The sequence below is a fragment of the Qipengyuania vulgaris genome (genome assembly GCF_009827325.1).
In the GTDB taxonomy this organism is placed as follows: Bacteria; Pseudomonadota; Alphaproteobacteria; order Sphingomonadales; family Sphingomonadaceae; genus Qipengyuania; species Qipengyuania vulgaris.
Map to the genome: position 1 here is coordinate 151268 of NZ_WTYC01000006.1, position 21537 is coordinate 172804.

Annotated in this window: 14 protein-coding genes; 9 read left to right on the forward strand and 5 right to left on the reverse strand. The window is 61.5% G+C overall.

The genetic code is table 11. From position 1 onward, the window contains the following. Window position 1: 1 nt before the first annotated feature. Complete coding sequence (locus GRI69_RS12140) at window positions 2–2773, reverse strand: phosphoenolpyruvate carboxylase (RefSeq protein WP_160728543.1); 2772 nt, start codon at window positions 2771–2773, stop codon at window positions 2–4. 219 nt (window positions 2774–2992) lie between these two features. Between GRI69_RS12140 and GRI69_RS12145 the strand changes: the two genes are divergently transcribed. The 4 genes from GRI69_RS12145 to GRI69_RS12160 all read left to right on the forward strand — a co-directional run bounded on the left by GRI69_RS12145 (window position 2993) and on the right by GRI69_RS12160 (window position 9162). Then, the gene (locus GRI69_RS12145; RefSeq protein ID WP_160728544.1) at window positions 2993–3865 is read left to right on the forward strand and encodes a phosphorylase family protein; all 873 of its coding nucleotides are present in this window, start codon (window positions 2993–2995) and stop codon (window positions 3863–3865) included. Beyond that, window positions 3862–5349 (forward strand): glycerol-3-phosphate dehydrogenase, encoded by a 1488-nt coding sequence (gene glpD / locus GRI69_RS12150; protein ID WP_160728545.1) that lies wholly within the window; start codon window positions 3862–3864, stop codon window positions 5347–5349. The genes GRI69_RS12145 and glpD overlap by 4 nt, the downstream gene beginning before the upstream one ends. 99 nt (window positions 5350–5448) lie before the next feature. Beyond that, window positions 5449–8589 (forward strand): bifunctional proline dehydrogenase/L-glutamate gamma-semialdehyde dehydrogenase PutA, encoded by a 3141-nt coding sequence (gene putA, locus GRI69_RS12155; RefSeq protein WP_160728546.1) that lies wholly within the window; start codon window positions 5449–5451, stop codon window positions 8587–8589. A gap of 45 nt (window positions 8590–8634) precedes the next feature. Continuing rightward, a complete protein-coding gene (locus GRI69_RS12160) occupies window positions 8635–9162 on the forward strand; it encodes a hypothetical protein (protein ID WP_160728547.1) in 528 nt (175 codons plus the stop codon). Here GRI69_RS12160 and GRI69_RS12165 read toward each other — a convergent pair. Both GRI69_RS12165 and gyrB read right to left on the reverse strand, forming a co-directional pair. Then, the gene (locus GRI69_RS12165; protein WP_160728548.1) at window positions 9159–10226 is read right to left on the reverse strand and encodes an AI-2E family transporter; all 1068 of its coding nucleotides are present in this window, start codon (window positions 10224–10226) and stop codon (window positions 9159–9161) included. The two genes, GRI69_RS12160 and GRI69_RS12165, sit on opposite strands and share 4 nt — an antisense overlap. 22 nt (window positions 10227–10248) lie before the next feature. Further along, window positions 10249–12780, reverse strand: a complete 2532-nt coding sequence (gene gyrB / locus GRI69_RS12170) for a DNA topoisomerase (ATP-hydrolyzing) subunit B (RefSeq protein WP_160728549.1) — start codon at window positions 12778–12780, stop codon at window positions 10249–10251. Window positions 12781–12908: 128 nt separating this feature from the next. On the opposite strand from gyrB, the gene GRI69_RS12175 reads away from it, so the two are divergent. The 5 genes from GRI69_RS12175 (at window position 12909) to GRI69_RS12195 (ending at window position 19601) form a co-directional block, all read left to right on the forward strand. Further along, a complete protein-coding gene (locus GRI69_RS12175) occupies window positions 12909–14294 on the forward strand; it encodes an L-serine ammonia-lyase (RefSeq protein ID WP_160728550.1) in 1386 nt (461 codons plus the stop codon). Between the two features lie 43 nt (window positions 14295–14337). Next, window positions 14338–15900, forward strand: coding sequence for a class I adenylate-forming enzyme family protein (locus GRI69_RS12180; protein WP_160728551.1), 1563 nt, complete (start codon window positions 14338–14340; stop codon window positions 15898–15900). Window positions 15901–16463: 563 nt separating this feature from the next. Continuing rightward, window positions 16464–18038 carry a glutamine-hydrolyzing GMP synthase gene (gene guaA / locus GRI69_RS12185; protein ID WP_160728552.1) on the forward strand — a complete coding sequence of 525 codons (1575 nt, stop codon included), beginning with the start codon at window positions 16464–16466 and terminating at the stop codon, window positions 18036–18038. Between the two features lie 58 nt (window positions 18039–18096). Beyond that, window positions 18097–18753 carry an endonuclease III domain-containing protein gene (locus tag GRI69_RS12190; RefSeq protein ID WP_237453089.1) on the forward strand — a complete coding sequence of 219 codons (657 nt, stop codon included), beginning with the start codon at window positions 18097–18099 and terminating at the stop codon, window positions 18751–18753. Window positions 18754–18815: 62 nt separating this feature from the next. Beyond that, the gene (locus tag GRI69_RS12195; protein WP_160728554.1) at window positions 18816–19601 is read left to right on the forward strand and encodes a hypothetical protein; all 786 of its coding nucleotides are present in this window, start codon (window positions 18816–18818) and stop codon (window positions 19599–19601) included. Window positions 19602–19624: 23 nt separating this feature from the next. Here GRI69_RS12195 and GRI69_RS12200 read toward each other — a convergent pair whose 3' ends face one another. Both GRI69_RS12200 and tldD read right to left on the reverse strand, forming a co-directional pair. Further along, a complete protein-coding gene (locus GRI69_RS12200; protein ID WP_237453090.1) occupies window positions 19625–20035 on the reverse strand; it encodes a hypothetical protein in 411 nt (136 codons plus the stop codon). A gap of 72 nt (window positions 20036–20107) precedes the next feature. After that, the gene (gene tldD, locus GRI69_RS12205) at window positions 20108–21535 is read right to left on the reverse strand and encodes a metalloprotease TldD (RefSeq protein ID WP_160728555.1); all 1428 of its coding nucleotides are present in this window, start codon (window positions 21533–21535) and stop codon (window positions 20108–20110) included. Window positions 21536–21537 lie beyond the last annotated feature (2 nt).

The following is a 21537-nucleotide window of genomic DNA, read 5'->3' on the forward strand; positions in this document are numbered from 1 at the left end:
GCTAACCGTGAGCCCCAAAGAGGTTCGCGATGGCGGTTGAAATCCGCAGGTTGAGGCCATCTGCATCCTCGATCGGATCGATGAAATCCCGCCGGATAGCGTCGTAACTATCGCTGCCAGTTCGCGGATACTGGGCCTTTTCATGCATGGCGAAATCCTCGGTAACCGGATAGCTGGCGGGAAACGCGCGGCGCATCTGCGCCAGAGCTTCATCCACCCGGAGGGTGAAGACCATCTCCAGCACGTCGCGCCGGCTGATGTCGTTGGCTCGGCTGAATGGCGGAACGGACACCGCTTTCAGGAACATGTGCTGCAGCAACGCCAGACGTAGCGCCTGGAGTACGCCGATCATGCGCCGAACCTGCTCGCGCTCGGGATGGGGCTCTTCGTCGGGCACCAGTTCGAAGAGCCGGTGAAGCTTGAGTGCATCGACCCGCAGCCGTGAAGCAAGACGGCGGAAGACGCCGTTGCGATCATCCTGAATCAGGTATTCGGCCAAGGATTCGCACGCCCGCGACAGGTGCTCTTCGGTTCCCCGATAAGGGCGGCTTGCCCAGTAAGCCGAATTGAACAGTTCTCCATAGGCGGCAACCGTTTTGATGCTGGCAAGCGCATTGGACGCACGCACCAAGCGCATGATCTGCCGGCCCCGGGGGCTTTCCTTCAGCAGTTGCGCGATATCGTCGTAATTGCCCTCCGCCGCGCTCCCGACACCGGCGATGATGTTCACGGGATAGCCCAGTTGTTGGAGGATGGCGTTGTGGGGGATCGCGCGGATCTGGCGCAAGCTCATTTCGCGATCGGCGGACAGGTCGGATTGGCGCCGCGAGACACGGCTTCCCGTGGAGTTCAGCAGGCCGAGCCCGAAAGCGGTTACGGCGCGGCTGTAAGTGCGGCTGGCAAGGTGGTCCTGCTGATGATCCTTGATCGCGCGATAGAAATCGAGGCTCAGGTCCGTGCGGCGGTAGAAGGGGTCGGTCGGTGCGTCCGGATCGGTATCGGCAGGCGCGAGCTCGGCAATCGTCGAAAGGGTCGCGCGTGCAAGTTCGGGTGTCGAGAAAAAGAGATATCCGTCTCCGCCCTGAAAACTCGCTTCGGGTTCGAGTTGGATACCCGCACGGGCAAAGCGGCGCCTCGCCCAAGGACTCATCGGCCATTCGAGCCGATCCTTGAAGCTCGCCGGATGCGCACCGCGTCCCATGCCTTCGCCATGCGTGTTGAATACCAACGCAGCGACATCGGTCAGGCTGTTGGTGGACATGGCATCGGCCAGACGGCCCTGTAAGCGCTCGATCGCGAGACTCGCGGGGATTTGTCCGACGAAGCGTCCGGCATCCGAGAACCCCGTCTGGATGGCGATGCGTCCGCGCTTGCGGGCGTAGTCCTGAAATGCCTCTTCCCCTAGCAGCGCATCGAGGAAACGACCGCCGTGCTCCAGCGCCGTCTCGGTTTCGAACAGCGGCGAGACATCGACCTTTTCCTCGATGCCGAACAGCTTGGCAAAATAAAGGGCAGCGAGCACCGTGGCAGGCTGTTCGCATTCTGCCACGAGCATCCGGATCGGCGCATCGCCGTCGATGTGCTTCAGTATCTGCGCCATGGCGAGAAACTGGCGAACCGCAGTAGAACTCTCGACCGCGAGGGAGGCGAAATTCGCCGTCAGCGGCTCAGCTTTGCGCACCAGGTCGCGCAGTGCTGCCAATCCGCCCTGACTCCCAAGATCCAGACTGGCCCCACCGGGAATGCGGGAGCGAATCGCATTGTGCAGTTGCTTGGCGTTCACGCGAAAATGGATGTGGCCCATGCCAAGCCCATCGGCCCGCATGGCAGCCGCCAGTGTCTTCAGAGCTACTGCCTTGTCCTGCGGGACAGAGAGCGCCTCCTCCTCCAGCTGCGATATGATCGGTGCAAGGCTTAGCAGCCGCTCGTCATTGTCGGTCAGGCGGTTGGACGCCGCCGACAGGTCTGCGTGATCGGACAGGTCGCCGGAAAATTCTTCGGCGCTCGCAGCGGTGCGTCGCTGCGAAGCGCGCAATGGTTCCAGCAGGTGATGGTTCGCATCGATTTTGGCCAACTGGTCCGCATAACGTTCCAGTCGCTGCGCTTTTTCCGCAAGCCGGAAAGCGATCGAGGTGTACCATTTGATATCGGTCCGGCCATCCATGTCGTAGCCCACCCAGCTGGCGAACCGGAAAGGAAGCGGTTCCAGCTCGCGCCAGCGATCCGGCCATTCGCCTGCCGCACACTCCAGTAGGCTCGCATTGATCGCATCGCGGGCATCCTGGGCGTGGGCCAGAGCGGACATGGCCCGGCCATGCTCGTACTCCAGCGTGATTTCGGGGCGGGTGGTGTCTGTGCGGCTGACTCCGCCTCCACCACCGGCGGCTTCCGCCACTACGTCACTTTGTGCGGGGCAGAGCAGGAACGTCGGGTGCGCAGTGAAGACGACATGGAGTTGCGGGTGCGACCACTGTTTGCGGAACTCTTCAAAGCCACCGGTTTCGGAGCAGAAATCCGACAAACGAACTGCGGTTTTCTGGGGAGTGACGAGACTGCGTAGCCGGTCCGCTCGCGACTCCAGGGATTTCGTCTCCAGTTCATCGATAAGGCTGGAAAAATCGGTGAGCGAGATTTCGCCAGACTCGAGCGCCCGCGACAGATCGTGGGCCAGCTGGAAAACCGGATTGAACAGCGGCGTTTCCCGCGTCCGCTTGTGCAACTGCCGTAGGGCATCGGTGAGAGTGGCAAAGGTCAGCGGTTGCAGGTCAGGCACGTGTGAAAACTCCCCTTTCTCTCCAATACGGAGACTGCGCGCGAAAGTGCCCGCTGAGTCAACCTGCCACGTTGCGCTGCAGCATGAATAGGTTTGCGCAACGGCCACTTTACTTGTCGCCGCCAATTCTCCACCCCTCACCGACCATTAACCGAGACCGCCAACCGTGTGGTGACAAGCTATGCACATGACTGCGACGGGGAAGCGAAAGGCGAATACATGAGTGACTGGACGATCGGCATCCTCGGGGGATCGGGCCTCTATGCAATCGAGGCTTTGCAGGAAAAGCAGTGGATCGAGGTCGGCTCGCCCTGGGGCAAACCATCGGACAAGATCCTGTGCGGAAAGATCGGACATGTCCGCGTCCGCTTTCTGCCGCGCCACGGCCGCGGCCATCCGATCATTCCGGGCCGGGTCGATGCGCGCTCCAACATCGATGCGCTGAAGCGCGCAGGCTGCACCGATATCCTTGCCATCAGCGCGGTCGGTTCGCTTTCCGAAGACCTGCCGCCCGGCCGATTCGTCTGCGTCGACCAATTCATCGACAATACCAAGGGCCGGCCGTCCAGCTTCTTCGACAGCGGCTTCGTGGCCCATGTCTCGATGGGCGACCCGGTATGTGAGCGTTTATCGAAGCACGCCGCCAAGGCGGTGGAGAAAGCCGGCGGACAAGTAACGATTGGCGCGACCTATCTTGCGATGGAAGGGCCGCAGTTCTCGACCCGCGCCGAGAGTCGGCTTTATCGCCATTGGGGCGCCGAAGTCATCGGCATGACCGGCATGCCCGAAGCCAAGCTCGCACGGGAAGCAGAGCTGCCCTACGCCATGTTGGCCATGGTAACCGACTGGGACAGCTGGCGTGACGGCGAAACGGCGGTCGACGTGAGCGACATCATCGAACAGATGGGCAAGAATGCCGACCTGGCTGCGGCGACCGTGGAGAAATTCTGCAAGGGCCTGCCGAAAAAGCGGACGCCTTCGCCGATCGATCGCGCGCTCGACGACAGCGTCATTACCGCACCCGACAAGCACGACCGCGAACTGATGGCCAAGCTTGATGCGGTTGCCGGACGCCTGTTCCGCGCGGGATGAACGAGCCGCTTGATCTTCTCGTCATCGGCGGCGGCATCAACGGCGCGGGAATTGCCCGCGATGCCGCAGGGCGCGGGCTTAGTGTTGAACTGGTCGAGAAAGACGATCTTGCATCCCACACGTCCTCCGCCAGCACCAAGCTCGTGCATGGCGGCCTGCGCTACCTAGAACAGTTCGAATTTCGTTTGGTTGGAGAATCCCTGCGCGAACGCGAAGTTCTGCTCGCCAACGCGCCGCATATCATCTGGCCGCTGCGCTTCGTCCTTCCGCACGAACCCTCGATGCGGCCGAGATGGATGCTGCAGGCAGGCCTTGCGCTGTATGATCGCCTGGGAGGCCGCAAGCGCCTGCCGAAGTCGCGCAAGGTCGATCTGCGCACCGCGCCGCATCGTGCGATCCTGCAGGACCGGCTCGTGGCGGGCTTCGAATATTCGGATTGCTGGGTAGAGGATGCGCGGCTGGTCGTTCTGACCGCGATGGACGCCAAGGCGCGCGGGGCAATCATCTCGACGCGCACCGAATGCACAGGTCTCGCACGGCACGGTAACCACTGGCTGGCGACCCTTAATGGAGAGAGCGGCGAGAGGACGGTCGTGGCTAAGGCTATCGTGAACGCCGCCGGGCCTTGGGTGGACCGGGTTGCGAGGGCTGCGCTGGGACAAGGCACTCCGGCGCATCTGCGGCTGGTGAAGGGTAGCCACATCATCGTCCCACGCGCCTATCCGGGCGATCATGCCTATATCTTCCAGCAGGACGACAAGCGCATTGTCTTCGCCATACCCTATGAGCGGGACTATACGCTGATCGGGACGACCGACCTCCTCTATGAAGGCAATCTGGATCAGGTCCAGATTACTGCCGATGAACGCGCCTATCTGCGTGAGGCGGTGACGCAATATCTTAGAAGCGGCGTCACTGAAGAGGACATCGTCCATACCTATGCCGGTGTTCGCCCGCTCTACGAGGACAAGGCGGCGAGCAATTCCACGGTCACGCGCGACTATGTCTTCGAAGTCGAGGCTGCGGGCGGCGCGCCCATTCTGTCCGTCTATGGCGGCAAGATCACTACGTATCGAAAGCTGGCCGAACATGCGCTGGCCAAGCTTTCGCAGCATATCAGCATTCCGGGCGAATCTTGGACCGTCGACGCTCACTTGCCGGGCGGAGACATCGCCAATGCCGATTTCGCACGCTTCCTGTGGGACGCTGGGGAACGGCACATGTGGATACCGCCCGAAATGCTGCTCCGGCTCGGGCGTGCCTACGGAACGCGGATCGACACTGTAGTAGGCACCGCGACCGCTTTGGAAGAGCTAGGAGAACACTTCGGCGGTGACCTCTACGAGGCGGAGCTAGAATATCTCGCAGCACACGAATTCGCACGGACTGCGGATGACGTCTTGTGGCGGCGCAGCAAGCTCGGAATGCACCTGCCGGATGAGGCTACCGAGTCCGTGGCGCGATGGTTCGCCGAGAGACGTTAAATTACTCTCTCGGAACAATGGCTTGTCACAAAGCTTGAAAGGGCATCGCGTCGGGTCCAATTGGCCTGATTAATCCACCCTCTGATTCACCGGAGTCGCATGGCCCTGCACGATCCTGTCCGCCTTTCCCCGATCTCTCGCCAGACCTTGCGTGAGGATTATCGCGCCGAGGAAAACGACTGCGTCGCGCAGCGTATGGAACAGGCCGCCCCGGCGGAGGCGAAACATGCTGAAGCGGCAGCTTTGGCATCCAAGCTGATCGAAGGCGCGCGCCGCCGCAAAGCCAGCGGTATCGATGCTTTCCTTCACCAATATGGCCTTGCGACCGAAGAGGGCGTGGCCCTGATGTGCCTTGCCGAGGCACTGCTGCGCGTACCCGATGCGGCCACAGCCGATGCGCTGATCCGCGACAAGATCGGCGATATCGACTGGTCCGAGCATATGGGCGAAAGCTCTTCCACCTTCGTCAATGCGGCGACTTTCTCGCTGATGCTGACCGGCGAAGTGCTGGAGCGCCCGGAAGAAGCGCAGAAGGGCATGGGTTCAACGCTCAAGCGGGCGGTCAACCGGCTGGGTGAACCTGTCATCCGCACGGCGACCCTGCAGGCGATGCGCATCCTAGGCGGACAGTTCGTCTATGGCCGCACTATCGACGAATCACTGAAGCGCGCCTCCCCCGAACGGGCAAAAGGCCTCACCCACAGTTTCGACATGCTGGGCGAAGCCGCCATGACTTATGCCGATGCCGACCGGTATGCTGCCAATTACGAGAAGGCGATCGACCGGCTGGTGCGCGAAGCATCGGGCAAGGTATCGACCTCGCCGGGTATCTCGGTGAAACTGTCTGCCCTGCATCCGAAATACAGCTTTCTGCACGCCGACGAGGCCGTTGCAGATTTGCTTCCAATCGTGCGCCACCTCGCCACCAAGGCACGCGATGCCAATATCCATTTCACGATTGACGCTGAAGAAGCCGACCGGCTGGAGCTGTCGATGGACATCATCGAGGCGCTGGTACGCGATGACAGCCTGTTCAAGCGGTCGGACGGCAGCCGGTGGGAGGGCTTCGGCCTCGCCATCCAGGCCTACCAGAAGCGCGGACTTCCCCTCTGCGACTGGACTGCGCGGCTTGCCCGCAAATATGACCGCAAGTTCTTTGTCCGGTTGGTGAAGGGCGCATATTGGGATACCGAGATCAAGCTCAGCCAGGTCGGCGGGTTCTCCGATTTTCCGGTATTCACGCGCAAGCTCGGCACCGATGTCAGCTATCTCGCCTGCGCTGAAAAGCTGCTTGCTTGCAATGATGTCATCTACCCAGCATTCGCTACGCATAACGCCTATACGATCGGTGCGGTCAAAGCGCTGGCGGGGAGCAAGGAATTCGAATTCCAGCGGCTCCACGGCATGGGCGAGGACATTTACGGCGCGCTTGCCCAAGAAGAAGGCAATCGCAAGACCAACGTGCGCATCTATGCGCCAACGGGGACGCACAAGGACCTTCTGGCCTATCTCGTTCGTCGCCTCCTTGAAAACGGTGCGAATTCCAGCTTCGTCAATCGCATGGCCGATGCGGCGGTCCCCGTGGAAGAGCTGGTTACTTGCCCAATAAAGGACATGCGCGGGCTCAAGCCTTACCGGAATCCAGCAATTCCACTGCCAACCGATATCTTCCCGAACCGCCGGAATTCCGCAGGCATCGACCTGTCCGATCCGCTGGTCCGCGAGCCGCTGATTGAAAGGCTGAAGAAACTCGACAGCAAGCATTGGCGGGCAGAGCCGACCTTCATGTCCTCCGCTGAGGGCGAAGTCGCGCCGATCAACAAACCGCATGATCTTTCTGCCGAGGTCGGCACGCGCCGCGACGCGCTCGATTTCGAGGTCGAGGAAGCGATCACGCGCGCCGAAGCGATCCAGCCGGGCTGGAATTCCTTGGGCGGCGAAAAGCGCGCTCTGTTGCTCGAAGCAGCGGCAGACCTGTTCGAGGAACATACTGACGAGTTCCTCTCGCTCTGCCAGCGTGAAGCCGGCAAGACGCTGCAGGATGCCGTGCTCGAATTGCGCGAAGCGGTGGATTTCCTGCGCTTCTATGCCACCGAGGCGCGGCGTTTGTTTACTGGTTCTACGCCCCTGCCCGGTCCGACGGGCGAGGAAAACCGCTTGACGCTGAACGGCCGCGGTACGTTCGCCTGCATATCGCCGTGGAACTTCCCGCTCGCCATTTTCATCGGAACGCCCGCAGCTGCGCTGGCAGCGGGCAATACCGTTGTTGCCAAACCCGCGGAGCAGACACCGCTGATTGCCGCTCTTGCGGTCGACCTGTGCCACCAGGCCGGAATTCCAGAAGCCGCGTTCCAGCTATTGCCCGGAGCAGGCGAGGTCGGCGAATTCATCACGTCCGACCCCCGCCTTGCCGGAGTAGCGTTCACGGGTTCGACCCAGACCGCACAGGCAATCAACCGCGGCCTAGCTTCGCGCGACGGACCCATCGCAACGCTGATCGCCGAAACCGGCGGACAGAATGCGATGATCGTGGATTCGACCGCCCTGCCGGAGCAGGTCACGCGCGATGTCGTCGCTTCGGCATTCCAGAGCGCCGGTCAACGCTGTTCGGCGCTGCGCGTGCTGCACATCCAGGAAGACGTCTATGACGAGATGCTGGGGATGATCCGCGGCGCATTCGAGGCCCTGACTCTCGGCAACCCGGAAGAACTCCACACCGATGTCGGTCCGGTTATCGACCCCGATGCCAAGGCCGCGCTCGAACGCCATATCGCTCGCCGCAAAACGGGCGGTGCACAGGTCTGGCGGCGCCGGTTGCATCGCGGAGCTTCCAAGGGCTGCTATGTTGCACCCACGATCATCGAACTGGACTCGATCCTCGACCTGAAGCGCGAGAACTTCGGCCCGATCCTACATGTGGTGAAATACCGCGCTTCGGAAATCGACCGTGTGATGGAGGAGATCAACGCTACAGGCTACGGTCTGACGCTGGGCCTTCACAGCCGCAACGACGACGTGCGCGCGTACATCGAGGCCCGTGCCCGGGTTGGCAACTTCTACGTAAACCGCAACCAGATCGGCGCGGTGGTCGAGAGCCAACCCTTCGGCGGCGAAGGGCTGTCGGGAACTGGCCCGAAGGCTGGCGGCCCCAACTATGTGGCCCGCTTCGCCACCGAACGCGTGGTTTGCATCGATACCACTGCTGCAGGCGGCAACGCAACGCTTCTCGCGAGCGGATAAGCCAAGTGATTGCGAATCCATGGCGCGGCTGCTTTAAGGCCGCCCATGGTTCGCATTTTCCGCACGGCATTACTGCTGCTCGCGCTGGGATGGTCTTCGCTGGCGGCCGCCGCAGTCGACATCACCTTCCATTCCTTCAACGGTTCGGTGCTTGCTGGACGATATCCGCACACCTTCGTGTCGATGGAAGGCACTCTGGATGACGGGACTGAAGTGAGGGAAAACTTCGGTTTCTCGGCGAAGAGCGCATCGCTTGCGGTCCTGAGTGGGCCTGTCGAACACATGATTCTTGTCGAAGAAGAGAAGTGGCTGCGAAAGACCAACCGCCACTTCACGCTCACCATGACTGACGGCCAATATCGGAAGGTCCGCGCTCTGGTGGAAGCTTGGCGGGACGCCCCGGGGGAATACTATGATCTCGAGACCCGCAATTGCATTCATTTCGTCGGCGAAATCGGCAGGATCATGGGCCTCGACATAAGTTATCCGGACAAGCTGCTTCGCAAGCCCAAGAGCTGGCTCAATCACATTACCCGATTGAATCCCGAACTCGGAGCGCAGCAGGTCGACTAGACGTTGGTAGCTGTGCGCTGCTCGCCCAGAATACTCCACGAAGCGAGGAACAGTCCCGCAACCAGTGGACCAATCACGATACCCGACAGGCCGAACAAGGCGATACCCCCGAGCGTGGTGACGAGGATCAGCCAGTCCGGAATACCCGTATCACGGCCGACGAGGATCGGGCGCAGCACGTTGTCGATCATTCCGATGACGGCTACGCCGGAGACGATCACCACGACGCCTTGCCAGACTGCGCCGGTTGCCAGCAGGTAAATGGCGGCTGGCACCCAGACGATCGCAGGGCCTACGGCCGGAAGAAGCGAAGCGATTGCCATTATCACACCCAGCAAAAGAACCGAGGGGACCCCGACGATCCAGAAAGTGATCGCACCCAAGGCGCCCTGTACCAAGCCCACCACGACCGAACCCTTGATGGTGGCGCGGACCAACACGAGAAATCGCTCTGCCAGACGATCTGCAATGGAACGTTCGAATGGCAGCGCGGCCAGCACATTTTTCGCCACAGCTCGCCCGTCCCGCAAGAGGAAGAACCCGACGTAAAGCGCGATGGCGAAGCCCAGCACAAAGCCGAAGACGCTCCCGCCGATCGCGAGAGCCTGCTGCGCGATCATCCCGAGACTCGCCTGGACAAACGCGGTGGCGCGTTCCTGGACCTCGCCGAGATTGCCGAACCCGGCGCTGTCGAGCGAAGCCTGGATGTTGGCCGGAAGGGCGCTGAAAACCTGACTGAAATACATCGCCACATCAATCTCGCCCTCGCGGAAGGCGAGGAAAAGCTGCGCGGCTTCATCGACGACCGCCGAGCCGATCCACATGGCGGGCAGGACCACGGCCAGAAGGATGACGACAAGCGTCAGCAAAGCCGATTGGGTTTCGTGCCCTCGCCGTCTGGTGAGGAACCACAGATAGAGCGGCTGGAACAAGATCGCTGCCAGCACCGCCCAGAGCAGCGGCTGGAAGAACGGCAGGACGACGATTAGGAGCGCGAAGGAGACGAGCGCGAGGAAGAGCAAGAAACCGCCCTGTTCGAGCCGGTTCGGTGTCTTGCTGTCCATGGCCACCCCCTTTTTGTGGAGATCAGACGTCGAGGTTGGCGACGTTGAGCGCGTTAGCCTGAATGAATTCGCGGCGCGGTTCGACGATATCGCCCATGAGACGCGTGAAGATTTCGTCGGTCACGTCGGCATCCTCGACCTTCACCTGAAGCAGTGCCCGATTTTCCGGGTCGAGGGTGGTCTCCCACAGCTGTTCCGCGTCCATTTCGCCCAGCCCCTTGAAACGGCTGACCTTCAGGCCCTTGCGCCCTGCGGCCATGACCGCATCGACCAGCTGCGTCGGCAGGATCAATGCATCGTCACCCGCCACCGGCGCAGGGCTTTCGGTGTCCTCGACATCTTCGGCATCGACCAGGTCCTCGGCATCTTCCTCGCTGCCACGGATCAGGCGAACGGGAGATGTGTAGACATCGGCATTCTCCTGAGCCACACGGTGCAGCTTGCGCGCCTCGGCGCTGTCGAGGAACTTGCCCTCGATTTCGTGAACGTCGGTTACACCCCGCCACACGCGGCGGAACCGGACCTGGCCGTCCTCCCCGATCTCGGCTGACCAGCGCGCCTCGGTATCGCCCATTTGCAGGTGCGCGGCAGCTATCGCCAATGCGGCCTGCCTGTCGCCCCCTTCGGGATCGAGCGCACCGGCCAGAGCCATCGCCTCGACGATCGGTGCATTATACTTGCGCGGCACGAAGTTCATGTGGTTGCGAACCCGCAGTGCGTCCTGGACCAGTGCGGCCAGTTCTCCCGAAGCGCGCGGCCCACCCGCAGTTTCGAGAATTCGGCCATTGAGGCCCGCTTCGATTAGATAGCGGTCGAATGCGGGCTGGTCTTTCAGATAGACCTCCGACTTTCCGCGCACGACCTTGTAGAGTGGCGGCTGTGCGATGAAGAGGTGACCGGCCTTCACGATCTCGGGCATCTGACGATGGAAGAAGGTGAGCAGCAACGTGCGGATATGCGCGCCATCGACGTCGGCGTCGGTCATGATGACAATCTTGTGGTAGCGCAGTTTTTCCAGGTTGAATTCGTCACGCAGGCCGGTGCCCATGGCCTGGATCAGCGTGCCCACTTCCTTGGATGAAATGATCCGGTCGAAGCGCGCCCGCTCCACGTTCAGGATCTTGCCCTTCAGTGGCAGGATCGCCTGATACTGGCTGTCGCGCCCGTTCTTGGCAGAGCCGCCTGCCGAGTCACCCTCGACCAGAAAGAGTTCGGCCTTGGTCGCGTCGCGTTCGCGGCAGTCGGAAAGTTTCCCGGGCAGCGAGGCGATGCTCATGGCACCCTTGCGGCTCATCTCGCGCGCGCGGCGGGCCGCTTCGCGTGCGGCGGCGGCATCGATCACCTTCTGGATGATCTGCTTCGCATCGCTGGGATTTTCTTCCAGCCATTCGCTCATCTTTTCGCCCATGAGCGATTCAAGCGGCTGGCGGACCTCCGAGGAGACGAGCTTGTCCTTGGTCTGCGAACCGAACTTGGGATCGGGTAGCTTCACCGACACGATTGCGGTCAGGCCTTCGCGCATATCCTCGCCCGAAAGGCTGACCTTTTCCTTCTTCATCAGACCCGAAGAAGTCGCGTAATTGTTGAGAGTGCGGGTCAATGCGGCACGGAATGCAGCAAGGTGCGTACCCCCATCCCGCTGCGGGATATTGTTGGTGAAGCAAAGCACGTTCTCGTAATAGGAATCGTTCCATTCGAGCGCGACGTCGATGCCGATGCCGTCCTTCTCCGCGCTGACCGAGATCGGCTCCGCAACGAGGGCCTGCTTGTTGCGGTCGAGATATTTGACGAAGGCTGCGATGCCGCCCTCGTAAAACAGATCGTGTTCGAGCGGTTCTTCGTGTCGCTTGTCGCGCAGGAGGATGCGCACGCCGGAATTGAGAAAGGCGAGTTCGCGATAGCGGTGCTCGAGCTTTTCGAAATCGTATTCGATCACGTTCTTGAACGTGTCTTCCGATGCCTTGAAGGTGACGCGCGTTCCCTTTTTCAGGCCGTCCTCATCGCCATTGGAAGCAACGGGCGGGGCATCGCCCACGATCCGCAGGCTTTCCACCGCATCGCCATGCTCGAAGCGCATCCAGTGTTCCTTGCCGTCACGCCAGATTACCAGTTCGAGCCATTCCGACAGCGCGTTGACCACCGAAACGCCCACGCCGTGGAGGCCGCCCGATACCTTGTAGGCATTGTCATCGCTCGTATTCTCGAACTTACCGCCCGCGTGAAGCTGAGTCATGATGACCTCGGCGGCCGACACGCCTTCACCCTTGTGCATGTCCACCGGGATGCCGCGGCCGTTGTCCTCGACGCTCACCGATCCGTCAGGATTGAGCTCGATCAGCACGAGGTCGCAATGACCCGCCAGCGCCTCGTCGATGGCATTGTCGGACACTTCGAACACCATGTGGTGCAGGCCCGATCCATCGTCGGTATCACCGATGTACATGCCAGGCCGCTTCCGGACCGCATCGAGGCCCTTCAGCACCTTGATCGAATCTGCGCCGTAACCGTTCTTTTTCGGGGCGTTTTCGCCCGGTTCTGGTATGTTCTCGTCCATGCCCATCATATAGGCGCGCAAGGGCGGAAATCCAAAGTTTTCGGCCCCGATTTACCCACAGACAATCGAAAGACCGGTTTCACCTGCAACCGGTTGATTTCGGGGCGGGCAAGGCGCATCACGCAGTCATGCTATCAGTGCTCGACATCTTCCGGATCGGGATCGGTCCTTCTTCCTCACACACCGTCGGGCCGATGCGCATCGCACGCACCTTCGTCCGCGCGCTCGAAAAGAGCGGGAAGCTCGGGCGAGCGGCGCGGGTGGCGGCGGAGTTGCAGGGTTCTCTCGCGCTTACCGGGGTCGGCCACGGAACGGTCGATGCCACGATGCTCGGCCTCATCGGTTTCGCTCCCGACACGACTTGCCCGGACGAGGCTGCGCAGGCGCTGGCCGATCTGCGCCAAGACAAGCGGCTTGCGCTCGGCGGCAAACGCGAAATCGCCTTCGATCCTGCAGCCGATATCGACCTTGCCGGACATATCTTGCCCGACCTACATCCCAACGGGATGAAACTGACGGCGTTCGACGGAGAAGGAAAGGTTCTGGCAGAGCGGACCTATTTCTCCACCGGTGGCGGTTTCGTAGCTTCCGAAGCGCAGCTGAAGCGCAAACCGAAGGACGACCGCATCAACACCGGCACACAAGTGCCGCATGATTTCGGGTCCGCAGCAGAACTGCTGGCAGCCTGCAAATCGACTCATCTGTCGATCGCCGAGCTCATGCTTGCGAATGAGGACGCGTTCCGCTCACGCGAGAAGACCATGGAGGGCATCGACCGTGTCGCCAAGGCGATGGATCAATGCATCGACCGCGGATTGACGCAGCGCGGCATTCTGCCGGGCGGGCTCAAGGTCGAAAGGCGCGCACCCGACCTGTGGGACAAGCTGTCCGCCAATCCGCAATCGAACGAACGTGAGCAGTTGTTCGATTGGCTGAACTGTTTCGCGATGGCCGTAAACGAAGAGAATGCGGCGGGCGGGCGTGTGGTCACCGCACCTACCAACGGCGCGGCCGGCATCATTCCTTCCGTGATTCGTTTCTATTGCCAGACCGCCGACGAGCAACCTTGCCGGGACAGTCGCCGGACCTTCCTGCTCACGGCGGGCGCAATCGGCCTGCTATACAAGCAGCGCGCCAGCATCTCCGGGGCCGAAATGGGGTGCCAGGGTGAAGTCGGCGTGGCCTGTTCGATGGCAGCGGGCGGTCTGGCGGCCCTGTGGGGCGCATCGCCGGTACAAATCGCCTCGGCAGCCGAAATCGGGATGGAGCACAACCTTGGCCTCACTTGCGATCCGGTGGGCGGACTGGTGCAGGTGCCCTGTATCGAGCGAAATGCCATCGGTGCGGTCAAGGCGGTGAACGCGGCGCGGCTTGCGCTTCATCGAACCGGCGCGGAAACCTTGGTCAGTCTCGACCAGGTCATCGAGACCATGCGGCAAACGGGCCTCGACATGAGCAACAAGTACAAGGAAACCAGCCAGGGCGGGCTCGCGGTGAACGTGATCGAGTGCTGAGATAGCCACTCGACAGTGTCGCGCGCTCCGATAGGGTGGCGACATGGGAGATAAATCGCTTCGTTCCGCGCTAGAGCAGCCCTTCGGGTCTTTTCCGGATATCATCAGCGGCAATGCAGCGAGATTGGGTCACGCGCCCGCGCTGGTCGACGAGAATGGCGAACTGGGCTGGCAGGAATTCGGCGACCGGGTCGAGCGGATCGCGGCGCGACTGACAGAGACCGGGCTCCAGCGCGGACAGGCGGCCGCGATACTTGGCGCTTCGAGCATTGGCTATGCGCTCGTGTTTCTTGCGGCCATTCGCGCTGGCGGTGTAGCCGCCCCCCTGACGACCAGCGCCAGTGCCGAACAGCTTTCCGCCATGGCCGAGGATTCCGGGGCGGGGCATATCTTCATCGATCGCGCGAAATTGGCGGAACTCGGAGAAGGATGCTTCCCGGGTCTCACCCGTGTCATTCTGGATGAAGAACTCGAGGACTGGATGGCGCCGCTAGGTAGCCGCGCGCCGCTAGTCGACCACCAACCGGCAGACCCTTTCAACATCATATATTCCTCGGGCACGACCGGTACGCCCAAGGGCATTGTCCATTCTCACCAAATGCGCTGGCGGCAGTTCGCATCGACCGCGGCGAGCTGGATCGACAATGGGCTGGAGGTTCGCAGCCTCGCATCCACCCCGCTCTATTCGAATACCACCATGGTCGCTTTTCTGCCTGCCCTGCTGGCCGGCGGCATGGTGCGTGTGATGGGCAAGTTCGATCGTCTGCGCTGGCTCGAGAGCGTGCAAACCGACCGCACGACGATCACCATGCTGGTCCCGGTGCAGTACCAGCGGCTGATGGATGAGCCGAAGTTCGGCGAGTTCGACCTCTCCACGCTCAAGCTGAAATATTGTACTTCAGCGCCTTTCTCGGCCGATCTGAAGCGCGAGGTTCTGCGCCGCATGCCCGGCGCGCTGATCGAAATCTATTCGATGACCGAGGGCGGCGTGGTCTGTCTCCTCGAAGCCCACAAGTTTCCCGACAAGCTGCATACGGTGGGCCGACCCGCGCCCGGAAGCGAGTTGAAGGTACTGGACGACGATGGCCGCGAAGTTCCTGTCGGCACTCCGGGCAACCTCATCGGACGCAGCCAGGCCATGATGAGCGGCTACAAGAACCGCCCGGAGCAGACCGAAGAAGGCTATTGGACCGACCCGGCCACCGATGAGATCTGGCAGCGCATGGGTGACATCGGACGCGTCGACGCAGACGGTTTCGTCGAACTGGTCGGGCGTGCGAAGGACATGATCATTTCCGGCGGGTTCAACATCTATCCCGTCGATCTTGAGAATGCGCTGCTCGAAGAGCCGGACGTGGTGGAAGCTGCCGTGATCGGCGTTCCTTCGCGAAAGTGGGGCGAGACGCCGGTGGGTTTCGTGAGACTGTCCGAAGGTGCTCGGGACGTGGTGGTCATACGCGAGGCAGTGAATGCCCGGCTGGGCAAGCCGCAGCGACTGTCCGCGCTGCATCCGAAAACAGAAATGCCGCGCAGCCATATCGGGAAGCTGCTCAAGAGCGAACTTCGCGAAGAGGCTGCGCGGCTATGGGATACGGACGCCTTTTAGGGCTCTCCCGAAAACAGATTTCGCCGTCAGATGTAGACAGGCGAAAGGATTACGCTCGAGAGGCCCGTTGCAAAAATCAGTACGGCGAAGCGCGCGGTGATCGAAGCCATGAGTTATTTCTTTCTGTTCTTGCGCAAGACAATAAGTGCGTAACTTTGCGAAAGTTACGCCAAGGCTGGGGTGCAATTCGAGACGCGGCGCCGACACGGGGGGGAGGGGGAGAGGAGATGTGTGGGCGGCCGCGTCTCTACTCGCTGCCATATCACCTCTCGGACAAGCGGCGCTCGCGCTAGGAGCCGCGAGTGGACCACTGTGGACCGGCTCGCTCGCCGAGAGGAAGGCGACGACAGCAACTCTTGGGAAGGGACTGCCGCCATCTCGTTCCCGGGCGAAGACCTGTAGGAGGGACATCTCCGCGCCGGGTGTGGGCTGCGAAATAATGTTACCGTCTTGTGAACAAAAGTGAGAAAACGTCAGGAAGTGTTGCGTTTTGCGCAATCGTTATGTCGTTCGTGATTTTGCGCTCTCTGGACAGCATCAAGCCCGCGTCCTAACCGCCGCGCATGGACGCATCCCACCTTCCCGATTCCATCCTCATCGTCGATTTCGGCAGCCAGGTCACCCAGCTCATCGCGCGCCGTGTGCGCGAGGCAGGTGTCTATTCGGAAATCGCTCCCTTCACGCAGGCCGAGGAGGCATTCCATCGCCTCAAGCCAAAGGGGGTCATTCTCTCGGGCAGCCCTGCCAGCGTTCCCGATCGCGACAGTCCGCGTGCGCCGGATGTGATCTTCGAAAGCAAGGTTCCGATCCTCGGTATCTGCTACGGCCAGCAGGTCATGACTCAGCAGCTCGGCGGCGAAGTTCGCCCGGGTCACGAAACCGGCGAAGGCGGCGAGTTCGGACGCGCCTTCTGCGATGTGACCGAGGAATGCGTTCTTTTCGACGGTCTGTGGAAGCCCGGTGAAACGCATCAGGTCTGGATGAGCCATGGCGACAAGGTCACCCGCATCGCCGACGGGTTTCGTATCGTCGCCACCAGCCCCGGTGCGCCCTTTGCGCTGATCGCCGACGACGAACGGCGCTATTACGGCACCCAGTTCCATCCGGAGGTGGTCCACACTCCGGACGGCGGCAAGCTGCTCGCCAATTTCGTGCGTCACGTTTGCGGGCTCGCGGGCGACTGGACCATGGCTGAGTTCCGCAAGACCAAGATCGAGGAAATCCGCGCGCAGGTGGGCAACGGGAAGGTCATCTGCGGCCTGTCCGGCGGGGTAGACAGTGCAGTGGCCGCGGTGCTCATCCACGAAGCAATCGGTGAGCAACTGACGTGCGTATTCGTCGACCACGGCCTCATGCGGATGAACGAGGCTGAGCAGGTCGTCACCTTGTTCCGCGACCACTACAACATCCCGCTGGTCCATGTGAATGCGGAGGAGATGTTCCTTTCCGGCCTCGCAGGCCAGACCGACCCTGAAAAGAAACGCAAGTTCATCGGCGGAGCCTTCATCGACCTGTTCGAGGATGAGGCGCGAAAGATCGGCGGGGCGGACTTCTTGGCGCAAGGGACGCTCTATCCCGACGTAATCGAAAGCGTCAGCTTCACCGGCGGCCCTTCCGTGACGATCAAGAGCCACCACAACGTCGGCGGTCTCCCCGAACGCATGAACATGGAACTGGTCGAACCCTTGCGCGAGCTGTTCAAGGATGAGGTGCGCGAGCTGGGCCGCGAACTGGGGCTGCCGGAGATTTTCGTCGGCCGTCACCCCTTTCCCGGACCGGGCCTTGCCATCCGCATCCCGGGCGAAGTGACCAAGGAGCGCTGCGATATCCTGCGCAAGGCCGATGCGATCTACCTCGAGGAAATCCGCAACGCCGGGCTCTACGACGCGATCTGGCAGGCGTTTGCCGTCTTGCTTCCAGTCAAGACAGTCGGCGTGATGGGGGATGGACGAACCTATGACAGCGTCTGCGGCCTGCGCGCAGTGACCAGCACCGACGGCATGACCGCCGACATCTATCCTTTCGATGCCGGCTTCCTCAGCCGCGTGGCAACGCGCATCATCAACGAGGTGAAGGGCATCAACCGCGTCGTCTACGACTATACGTCGAAGCCGCCTGGCACCATCGAGTGGGAGTGATTTGCAACTAGCTCTGGAACCCGATCCGCGCTCCGAAACTTTACGGCGCTTACAAGCTTTGCTTGTTCAGCGCTTCGGGCGGATCGAGCGCGCGGCGGTGGAATGGCGACGACCGGAATGGGTGCTGGTGCAAGGTGTGATCGGCGCGCGGACGAAGTCAGAAATCTCGAACGCGGCGACCGACCGGTTACTCAAACGCTATGGCTCGTGGGAGCCGGTGGCGGATGCTCCGCTGGAGGAACTGCAGAACGAACTCTACACCCAGACTTACCCCAATATCGCCGCAGAACGTCTCAAAGGCAGTCTGGCCCGGCTCATCGAGCTTCGCGATGCGGTCGACCTTTCGCATCTTGCGGAGATGGAAACGCTGGAGGCAATGCGCTGGCTTGAACGACTTCCCGGCGTCGGACGCAAAATTGCAGCGGGGGTCATGAATGCCTCGACCCTGAACCGCCGTGCAATCGTGCTGGATGGACACCATAGGCGCATTCTGCAACGCATGGGCCTAGTTCCGCCGCAGGCCAGCACCGATCGTGCATTCGACGCAATCATGCCTGCCATTCCGGGTGAATGGAACGGCGGAGATTTCGACGAGCATCACCTGCTTATTAAGAAGCTCGGGCAGACATTTTGCCGCCCCGCCGCGCCAAATTGCTCGAACTGTCTCGCACTGTCACTCTGCAGTACAGGCCTCGAGCGTGTCGGTGATAGCTAAAAGGGGTGCTTCAAGGCGCGCACAACGTTGCGGAATCAGATCGACACAGGCAAAGGAAAGCAATGAGTTGGGATGACTATTTCGCCGCCGACGCAGGCGGTGCAGAAGCAGAGCGCCGCGGCAAGAAACGCACTGTCACCGTTGGCTGGACGGTACGGTTCGCAAAAAGCGATGCGATCTGGAGTCCGCCGACGACGTTCAGTCGCTCCGATCCCAAGTCGAAAAGCGGCAAATCAATTCAGGCCTGTCCGGCCGCTATCGATTTCGACCGGCGACACTTCGTCATTCCCTGTCCCGTGGACCTCACCTTGGCGTTCGTACGCGATGCACAGGGCCGACTCCAGCTAACGGATGCCGATGGTGACCAGTCCGGTATGAGACCGCAGGGTCGGGCCAATCTGTTGCAGTTGCAACCGCAATCCGAATGGCGGGATCCCGAACGGCCGATCCTGCAATTCACGGCTCCCTATGTGTTCGTCGCGGACGAACCATGCTGGGTAGTGCAGACCGAACCTTATCTCCACTGGTTCCCCGAAAGGCGGCCCGGCGTGGCAATGGGCGGCAGGTATCCGATCCATATCTGGCCCCGACCTCTGGCCTGGGCCTTCGAGTGGTACGACCTTTCGAAGCCACTGGTGCTCAAACGGGGCGATCCGTGGTTCTACGTCCATTTCGAGACGGAAAATCCCGGCGCTCATGTCCGGCTGGTCGAACAGGAAATGACCGACGAACTCGAGACCTATCTCGACTCGATCATCGATGTGTCGAATTACGTCAACAAGACCTACGGCTTGTTCGGTGAGGCCCAGCGTATCCGACCCGAAAAGCTACTCAAGCCAAAGGGTTGATAACTGGCTACCCGCTCTATCGTTCAGCCCTCTTCGACAATCCGATAGGGAACGAAGTCGTCGAGCATGATCACACCGGAAAAGAAATCCCCGGCACGGTCGTAGGTCTGTATCTGATCGGTACGGCACAGCGATGTAGCACTGAACTTCTTGATGACGAGATAGTCGCCATCATCGATGGCATCCGGGGTCCGGGTGTAGTTAACCCATACGGTCTTGCCATCCCTGTAGACCAGAGCCGTATCATCGATGCTGGTCAGCGACCTCGATCCGATGGTGCGAATGCAGTTCTGCGGCTCACCGGCCACTCGACCTTCGAGCATCTTGGCCAGCTTCTGTTCGCCGCGGGTCATCTCTGCGGCTTCGTCTGCCTGGACAGCGGGAGCGGCCAGCATTCCGAGAGCGGCGGTGGCGAGTGCGAGGCGTTTGAACATGACGAGTCTCCTAACTTGGCGGAACATATATCAAACATGCGCTGAACGCACGCTGACTCGCGTTAATGGCGGCTATCCCGTGCCGCCAATAGTGATGCCGTCGATCAGCAATGTCGGCTGGCCTACGCCTGCGGGCACGCTCTGCCCGCCCTTGCCGCAGATCCCGATGCCTTCGTCCAGTGTCATGTCGTTGCCGATGCCCGTGACGCGGGTGAGCACGCTGGGACCGTCTCCGATCAGGGTGGCGCCCTTGATCGGCGCGACGACCTTGCCCTTTTCCACCTTGTAAGCCTCGGTGCAGGCGAAGACGAACTTGCCGCTGGTAATGTCCACCTGCCCGCCGCCGAAACTGGTGGCGTAGATGCCGTCCTCGACACGGCTGAGCAATTCCTCGGGATCGTCCGTGCCGCTCTGCATGAAGGTATTGGTCATGCGCGGCATGGGCGCATGCTGGTAGTTTTCGCGGCGGCCGTTCCCGGTCGCCTCGACACCCATCAGCCGCGCGTTGAGGCGGTCCTGCATATAGCCCTTGAGGATGCCGTCCTCGATCAGAACCGTCTCGCGCGTCGGCGTGCCTTCGTCGTCGATGGACAGCGAACCGCGTCTTTCCGCCATGCTGCCGTCGTCGATCACGGTCACGCCGGGCGCGGCGACGCGTTCTCCGAGACGGCCCGAAAAGGCGCTCGTACCCTTGCGGTTGAAATCACCTTCGAGCCCGTGGCCGACCGCCTCGTGAAGCAAGACGCCGGGCCAGCCGGGGCCGAGCAGGACGGTCTTCTCGCCCGCAGGCGCAGCCACGCTTTCGAGGTTTACCAGTGCCTGCCTGACCGCTTCGTCGATCGCGCGCATCCATGCGCCCTCGTCGAACAGCCGGTCATAGAGATAGCGCCCACCAAGACCGAAAAACCCTGTCTCGCGCCGACCATTCTGTTCGGCGACGACCTGGATGTTGAGGCGAACCAGCGGCCGGATGTCGCGCGCGATATGCCCGTCGGGCCGAACGATCTCGACAACGCTCCAGTTCGCCAGCAGGCTGGCTGAAACCTGCGCGACGCGGGGATCCCTGGCGCGCGCAACGGCATCGATCTTTTCCAGCAGGGCGACCTTCTCCTCGAACGGGACGAGGTCGAGCGGGCAAAGGTCGGTGTAGAGATGGCGGTTGGTCCGCTCGGGCGGTGCGGCGAGCGGGCTGGTGGTCGCATCGAGCAATTGCAGCGTTTCGCCCGCGCGGCGGATGGCGGCCGCGCTGATCTCGTTCGCATGGGCAAAGCCGGTGGTTTCACCCGAAACCCCGCGCAGGCCGAAACCCGAATCGCGGGAATAATCTGCGGTTTTCAGCCTGCCATCATCGAAACCGAAGGCTTCAGATGCGATGAACTGCATGTAGAGCTCGCCGTCGTCGCAGGACGACAGGAGTTGCCGCGTCAGCGACTGCGCCTCTTCCGGCGAGAGTTTGTTTCCGTATACGAGCGCGAGAGGATCGGTCAGCGGTTCTGTCATGC

What these genes read in the sequence shown, in the direction of transcription:
- GRI69_RS12145 (WP_160728544.1), top strand. Translation starts at nt 2,993, where the DNA reads ATGAGTGACTGGACGATCGGCATCCTCGGGGGATCGGGCCTCTATGCA.
- glpD (WP_160728545.1), top strand. Translation starts at nt 3,862, where the DNA reads ATGAACGAGCCGCTTGATCTTCTCGTCATCGGCGGCGGCATCAACGGC.
- putA (WP_160728546.1), top strand. Translation starts at nt 5,449, where the DNA reads ATGGCCCTGCACGATCCTGTCCGCCTTTCCCCGATCTCTCGCCAGACC.
- GRI69_RS12160 (WP_160728547.1), top strand. Translation starts at nt 8,635, where the DNA reads ATGGTTCGCATTTTCCGCACGGCATTACTGCTGCTCGCGCTGGGATGG.
- GRI69_RS12165 (WP_160728548.1), bottom strand. Translation starts at nt 10,226, where the DNA reads ATGGACAGCAAGACACCGAACCGGCTCGAACAGGGCGGTTTCTTGCTC.
- gyrB (WP_160728549.1), bottom strand. Translation starts at nt 12,780, where the DNA reads ATGGACGAGAACATACCAGAACCGGGCGAAAACGCCCCGAAAAAGAAC.
- GRI69_RS12175 (WP_160728550.1), top strand. Translation starts at nt 12,909, where the DNA reads ATGCTATCAGTGCTCGACATCTTCCGGATCGGGATCGGTCCTTCTTCC.
- GRI69_RS12180 (WP_160728551.1), top strand. Translation starts at nt 14,338, where the DNA reads ATGGGAGATAAATCGCTTCGTTCCGCGCTAGAGCAGCCCTTCGGGTCT.
- guaA (WP_160728552.1), top strand. Translation starts at nt 16,464, where the DNA reads ATGGACGCATCCCACCTTCCCGATTCCATCCTCATCGTCGATTTCGGC.
- GRI69_RS12195 (WP_160728554.1), top strand. Translation starts at nt 18,816, where the DNA reads ATGAGTTGGGATGACTATTTCGCCGCCGACGCAGGCGGTGCAGAAGCA.
- GRI69_RS12200 (WP_237453090.1), bottom strand. Translation starts at nt 20,035, where the DNA reads ATGTTCAAACGCCTCGCACTCGCCACCGCCGCTCTCGGAATGCTGGCC.
- tldD (WP_160728555.1), bottom strand. Translation starts at nt 21,535, where the DNA reads ATGACAGAACCGCTGACCGATCCTCTCGCGCTCGTATACGGAAACAAA.